At 57.3% G+C, this 6261-nt stretch carries 6 protein-coding genes; 5 read left to right on the top strand and 1 reads right to left on the bottom strand.

Annotated elements, in window-relative coordinates:
• Positions 1–41: 41 nt before the first annotated feature.
• A complete protein-coding gene (locus VEZ52_RS02165; protein WP_324835339.1) occupies positions 42–1652 on the bottom strand; it encodes an MBL fold metallo-hydrolase in 1611 nt (536 codons plus the stop codon).
• A 252-nt stretch (positions 1653–1904) separates the two neighbouring features.
• On the opposite strand from VEZ52_RS02165, the gene VEZ52_RS02160 reads away from it, so the two are divergent.
• From VEZ52_RS02160 to VEZ52_RS02140, 5 genes are all read left to right on the top strand, one after another.
• Positions 1905–2570: a TIGR00730 family Rossman fold protein gene (locus VEZ52_RS02160; RefSeq protein WP_324835338.1), complete on the top strand. Its 666-nt coding sequence runs from the start codon at positions 1905–1907 to the stop codon at positions 2568–2570.
• Between the two features lie 7 nt (positions 2571–2577).
• Entirely contained in the window at positions 2578–3099 is a 522-nt protein-coding gene (gene tadA, locus VEZ52_RS02155; protein WP_324835337.1) for a tRNA adenosine(34) deaminase TadA, read from the top strand.
• A gap of 73 nt (positions 3100–3172) precedes the next feature.
• Entirely contained in the window at positions 3173–4717 is a 1545-nt protein-coding gene (locus tag VEZ52_RS02150) for a fused MFS/spermidine synthase (RefSeq protein ID WP_324835336.1), read from the top strand.
• Positions 4718–4790: 73 nt separating this feature from the next.
• Positions 4791–5021 (top strand): hypothetical protein, encoded by a 231-nt coding sequence (locus tag VEZ52_RS02145; protein WP_324835335.1) that lies wholly within the window; start codon positions 4791–4793, stop codon positions 5019–5021.
• A 117-nt stretch (positions 5022–5138) separates the two neighbouring features.
• Positions 5139–5420 (top strand): hypothetical protein, encoded by a 282-nt coding sequence (locus VEZ52_RS02140; protein WP_027180673.1) that lies wholly within the window; start codon positions 5139–5141, stop codon positions 5418–5420.
• The last annotated feature ends 841 nt before the right edge of the window (positions 5421–6261 follow it).

The following is a 6261-nucleotide window of genomic DNA, read 5'->3' as shown; positions in this document are numbered from 1 at the left end:
TTGCGTCCGCCAAGACGCCCCGAAATAATCCGCATGACGGCCTACATGCGCGAGAGCAGGCGGGTGAGGGCGTAATCCATCTTTTCCATGGCCTCCTGCAGCTCGGTTTGTTCCACCCACGGGCGGTTTTCAACATCGGCCATCTTGTCTTTGAACATGCCCCACTTGCGTTCCACTTCGTCCGTGAGGAACGTCCAGTTGACGCGGGGATGGGCCTGGGTCTCGTGCTGCACGGTTTCGGTGAGCTGCGGCCCTTCAAGCACCATTTCTTCAAGGTAGGTGGCAATAAGGGGGCGCTTGGCGAATTTTTGCTCAATGAGGCCAGCCAGCACGCTTTGGGCCTTTGTTTCGCCGTGGGTCAGCACCACCTGCGCGCCGTTGCCGGTCAGCGGCTTGAGCCATTCAAGCAGCTGGCTTTGCCCGGCGTGGCCTGAAAAGCCGTTGATGGTGAAAATGCGGGCGGCAACTTCAATGTCTTCGCCAAACAGTGTGATCTTTTTGGCCTTTTCCACCAGCTTGCGGCCCGGCGTGCCCACACCCTGATAGCCCACAAAAACAATACTTGCACCGGGCTTCCAGATATTGTGGCGCAGGTGATGGCGTACACGGCCCGCATTGCACATGCCGCTGGCCGAAATGACGATGGCAGGGCCCTTGTAGTCATTGATGGCCTGCGATTCCGCAGCGGAAAGCGTGTAGCGCAGGTTGGGCAGCGAGAAGGGATCATCCCCGCCGTTGAGCATTTTGAGGGCTTCATCGTCAAAAAGCTCACGGTTGCGCTCAAAAACTTCTGTGGCGCGGATGGCCAGAGGGCTGTCCACAAATACGGGCATATCCGCCGGCAGTTTGTTCTGCTTGGCGAGCATGTGCAGGCAGTAGAGCACTTCCTGGGTACGCTCCACGGCAAATGCCGGAATGATGACCTTTTCGCTCTTGCCATAGCTGTAGGCAATGGCCTCGCCCAGTTCGTCAACACTGAGGTTTTCGTCCTTGTGGTCACGGTCGCCGTAGGTGGATTCCATGAACACGTAGTCGGCCTTGGGCGGGGTCTCAGGGCTGCGCACAATGAGCGACTGCGGGCGGCCGATGTCACCCGAAAATATGAGGCTGGTGGTTTTGCCGTCTTCATCGGCCTCAAGCCGCAAGGAGCCGGAACCAAGAATATGACCAGCATCATAGTATGTTACGCGGATGCCCGGTGCAGGCTCAAACACCTTGTGGTAATCGACAGTCTGAAAAAGGGTGACCGTTTTTTGGGCGTCCTCAACATTGTACAGGGCCGTTGGGGGATTTTTAAGCCCGCGCCGCTGGTATTTGCGTGCTTCCCACAGGGCTTCCATTTCCTGAATGTGGGCGCTGTCCTGCAACATGAGGTCCAGCAGTTCGCTGGTGGCCTTGGTGCAGAAAATGGGCCCGGCAAAGCCCTCCTTGACCATCTTGGGCAGCAGGCCGGAGTGGTCAATGTGGGCGTGGGTGACAAGAATAAAGTCAATGGCGGTAGGCTGATAGAGTTCAGCTTCTCGGTTGCGGGCTTCAATGGCCTTGTTGCCCTGGTGCATGCCGCAGTCGATGCAAAAGCGCTTGCCAGCCGCCTCAACCATATAACATGAACCGGTCACGGTTTGCGCCGCGCCCAGAAATTGTACTTTCATCTGTTCCTCCAGTGAGGGTTGGCGGCTTGAGAGGCCGCAAGCTCTTTGCCGACCGCCATGCAAGGCGGAAAAGACGCAAGGAGACTTTTTTCCATAGCCGCAAGCGCGGCCCAGCGTCAAGCAAGGGCCCAGTCGGCAATGTTCCCGCATTGCCTTTGGCCGAAGGCCCACATATACTGAAAGTTGTCGGCCCATGCGGCGTCTTTTGCGCGCGGGCCTCCCCCCATACTTCAAGAGGAACAAGGAGCATTCATGCCTGAACTGCAACAGAACATGATTGATGATCTCTCTTCCGTCACCACAGAATCCTGGCGCACCTTCCGCATCATGGCGGAAATGGTGGAGGCGCTTGATACGCTCAACGCGCTCAAGGTCAAATGCATATCCCTTTTTGGTACTGCCCGGTGCAAGCCGGATTCGCAGGAATATAAAGATGCTGAAAAAATTTCGCGCCTGCTGGTGGAAGCTGGATTTGGCATAATCAGCGGCGGCGGCCCCGGTATCATGGAAGCCGCCAACAAAGGCGCGTATGAAGCCAACGGCGTATCTGTCGGCCTGCACATCCAGTTGCCGCATGAACAGGGTTGCAACCAGTATGTAAAAACACGCTGCAATTTCCGTTACTTTTTCATCCGCAAGTTCATGTTTGTCAAATATGCCATGGCCTACGTGGTCATGCCCGGCGGCATGGGCACCATAGATGAACTCTCGGAGGCTTTTGTGCTGGCCCAGACCGGGCGCACCCGGCCTTTCCCCATCATTCTGTACGATTCGAGCTACTGGAGCGGCCTGCTGGAATGGATGCGCAAGACCATGGCTGCACGGGGTTTCATCAAGGAAGGCGAAATCGACAAGCTCATTACGGTTTGCGACACGCCAGAAGAAGTGGTTGCCCAGTTATGCAGGGTAATCATTTAGCTGCCGCATGAATACGAATAGCTCTGCCGCGCGGGCCTTTTCTCCTGCCGGGCCGTTAACGTCACCCCCGCCGGGTCATACCTGGCAGGGGCTGATGCGGCTGGCTCTGGAAAAGGCCCGCGCCAGCGGCGCTGCGGGCGAGGTGCCCGTGGGGGCGCTGGTGGTTGCTCCGGATGGGCGCATCCTTGCCTGTTGCGGCAATGCGCCCATCGGCGGCAATGATCCCACCGCCCATGCCGAGGTGCTGGCGCTGCGTGCCGCCGGGGCTGCGCTTGGCAACTACAGGCTCAACCAGTGCGTGCTGGTGGTGACGCTTGAACCCTGCGCCATGTGCGCCGCTGCCATCATCCATGCGCGCATTGCGGGGCTTGTGTACGGCGCAGCCGACCCCCTGGCCGGGGCTGTTGTTTCCCGCGCCGAATATTTTGACGCCCAGTGCGCCAATCATCGGGTATGGCACATGGGCGGCGTGCTTTCTGAGGAATGCGCCGCCCTGCTGCACGACTTTTTTGGCCAGCGGCGCGAGTAGGCTGGCATGTCGAAATAAAGCAGCGGCGGGGTCTGACTCCTGCATCCGCCGCACAACCTGCCACAGGAGCAGTATGCTCGAACTGACAGTATTTATGAGCGGCGCGCTGGTCATGGTGCTTGAAATGGTCGGCGCGCGGGTGTTGGCCCCGCATGTGGGAACCTCCGCCGTCGTGTGGACAAGCCTTATAGGCGTGGTGCTGGCCTGCCTTGCCGTGGGCGCATGGGCCGGGGGGCGGCTGGCCGACAAAACCCTTTCCCGGCGGGGGTTGGCCCTGGCTCTGGCAGGGGCTGGCATTGGCAGCGGGCTGACGGCGCTGTGTCATGAGGTCATAGGCCAATGGGTAACGGCTGTCGTGGGCAACCTGTACGCGGCGGCGGTTCTGGCGGCGGTGTGCATTTTTGCCTTGCCCGCCTTTTTTTTCGGTATGGTGACGCCCTATGCCATACGCCTGCGCATCGAGAGCGTGGATTCCTCAGGGGCCACCGTGGGCAGGCTGTACGCCCTTTCCACTGCGGGCAGTATTGTGGGAACTTTTCTGGGCGGCTTTATCCTCATCTCCTTTTTTAGCAGCACAAGTATTTTATGGGGCGTGGCTGCGGCCATGCTGGGCCTTTCGCTGTGCAACGGCGGGGGGCACATGCGTTTGCGCATTGTGCTGCTGGCTGTGTGCGGGCTTATGGCTGTGGTGGCGGCAAGCTATGGCCGCTGGCAGGATGGCAGGGCTATGAGCCATCTGGTGGAAAGCCCTTATAACAGCATCCGTATTTTTGAAGGGGTAGACTGGGCGCAGAACGGCAGACCCGTGCGCCTTATGGCTACAGACCCCGGTTACAGCCAGTCTGGCATGTATCTGGACGCCCCCAATGAGCTGTATTTTCGCTACACCCAGTTTTACGCGCTGGGGCCGCATTTTACGCCCCAGGCGAGCCGGGTGCTCATGCTGGGCGGCGGCGGGTATTCTGTTCCCAAGTGGCTGCTTGCCGAGAATTCCCCTCTGGCAAAGCCCGAGGCCGCGCGTGTGACCGTGGTGGAACTTGATCCGGCCATGACGGAAACAGCCCGACGCTGGTTTTCTCTGCGCGATGACCCTCGTCTGAGTGTGCGGCACGAGGACGCCAGGGCCTTTCTGAACCGTCAGCGAGATCAGTACGATCTGGTGTTTGTAGATGTTTTCAACTCACACTATGCCGTGCCTTTTCAGATGGGAACGCGCGAGGCAGCGGCTGCCTTGCGGCGGGTGGTTGCTCCCGGCGGAGTTGTTCTCATGAACGTTATTTCCGCTGTGGAAGGGCCGGATGGCCGCCTGTTTCAGGGGATTTTCAACGCGTTGCGCCAGTCTTTTGCCGAGGTGCAGGTGTACTGCGCTGGCGGCGAAGCACCAGACAAGCTGCAGAACCTGATGGTTGCGGCTTTCCCCGAACAGCGGCCCGATATCACGGCGGGCGCGCTGCCAGTCCTAGCGGCAGCAGACACAGAAAATGCCCCTTCGGGCGGTTTGCGCCTTGCCGACATGCTGGCAAGCAGGTACACGGGTACAGCCCCTTTTGCCACTCCGGCGCTTACGGATGATTTTGCTCCGGTGGAACGTTACACGCTGGTTTTGTTGCGTCAGTAGGCGCACAGGCGGCAGTGCTTGCAGAGGGCGGAGGAAAAAGCTACTCTGATTACCTAACGTGAGGGAGGCGCATATGGACAATAGTGTTGTCAAACCCGTCAATCCCAATGACCTCGTGCTGGATATCGTTGGGAGAAAGTATGTGAGCGGCAGTGATCTGACCACGGCAGAAAACCTGATGGCTCTTTCCGCATCTGCTGGCGTGACTGCCAAGAACTATGGCCCCGGCCCCGCCGAAATGGTGTTGAAGAAGCCGGAACTGCCGGAAAGCGTCAAAGGGATGCTGGTCGAACACGCCGGGTAAGTTTTCTGCCAAGAGCGCTGTTGCCTTCAGTTGCTGGATGGCCGCAAGGCCCGGAAGGCAGCGCTTGGCCCTTGCTTGTTGTTACTACGTTACTTATGCCTACTTGGGGGGCTTTTTTTGAACGAAACAATTGATGATCTCACAGTGCAGTTTGAGGAAAACGGTCAGGTTATCGTTAACGAACTGGACAAGGTTGTGCTGAGCAAGGGCGCGTGGACCACCATTCTTTTTCGCTACCAGCAGTGGCAGCCGGAAAAAGACTGTTTTGGCCCGGACATGTATGTTATCCGCCGTTACAAAAAGGCGGGGGGCGAATACCGCCAGCAGTCCAAATTCAATATTTCCAGCGCGGATCAGGCCCGCAAGATTGTTGACGCCCTGAGCTCCTGGATCAATTAGATAAAGCATTTGCGGAGCGCGCAGTTACAGATTTTGCAAATACGCTCCGCGTTTGACCGGGCAAACACATACTTGTCTGCGCGTGAACCTTTCACAGTGCAGCTTGCAGTGCAGTTAACCAGTCATGCATATGGCAAAGGCCGACTCTCTTTGGAGCGTCGGCCTTTTTGGTGGAGAAGGGCTGAGGTTGGCAGTACAAAAGCCCATAAAAAAGCTTTTGTACTGCCATGCGCAGGAAGCGCCCCGGTTTATCAGGGCGCTTCGCGCAGGAGGAGGGAAGGGGATACGCCCATGTGGCAGCATCGGCGTATCCGCAGCTGTGGCTGCGGAGGCAATGGTTGCGGCGTAGTTGCGGCCTATCCGCTACCATTATGTATGTTGAAACATACACAAGCGGGCGTTAGCTTTGCGTTAAGGATTATCGGTAGCCTGCTGTTGCAGACTCATATTGGCTGGCGGGCTGGCAATGCACTGCAAAAGCACCCCGTCAGGCTTTGCTGAAAAAATCGGATTGCTGTATGAACATAGCGGTACCGAATTTTAGCGGGTATTTCATATCCAAAAAATACAGTATACCCGCATTTCGTGCCGAACAAAATTGAGAAAGCTGAAGTTTGGGAAAAAACACTGTGAACAGGTAGGGAAATGCGGTGCCGCCAGCGGACAGGCTCAGTTTTTTGCTTGAAAAAAATAATATCTGTTGACATTGAAAATGCCCCAAACTATGTTCGGGCAATCACTGATTGGGTATAGTAAATTTTTTTGCAGAGGCTTTACATGGGTAAGGCTCCAAGCGGAAAGTCTACCTCCCGTAATCTCTGGAGTCCTTATGGCTACTTCT

This window comes from Desulfovibrio sp. (assembly GCF_035644575.1).
Taxonomy (GTDB): domain Bacteria; phylum Desulfobacterota; class Desulfovibrionia; order Desulfovibrionales; family Desulfovibrionaceae; genus Desulfovibrio.
This window is presented reverse-complemented; position numbering and strand designations above follow the sequence as displayed.

Bases quoted from the DNA above. Each gene is read 5' to 3' on its own strand.
- VEZ52_RS02165 (WP_324835339.1), bottom strand. From the start codon at position 1,652: ATGAAAGTACAATTTCTGGGCGCGGCGCAAACCGTGACCGGTTCATGT.
- VEZ52_RS02160 (WP_324835338.1), top strand. From the start codon at position 1,905: ATGCCTGAACTGCAACAGAACATGATTGATGATCTCTCTTCCGTCACC.
- tadA (WP_324835337.1), top strand. From the start codon at position 2,578: ATGAATACGAATAGCTCTGCCGCGCGGGCCTTTTCTCCTGCCGGGCCG.
- VEZ52_RS02150 (WP_324835336.1), top strand. From the start codon at position 3,173: ATGCTCGAACTGACAGTATTTATGAGCGGCGCGCTGGTCATGGTGCTT.
- VEZ52_RS02145 (WP_324835335.1), top strand. From the start codon at position 4,791: ATGGACAATAGTGTTGTCAAACCCGTCAATCCCAATGACCTCGTGCTG.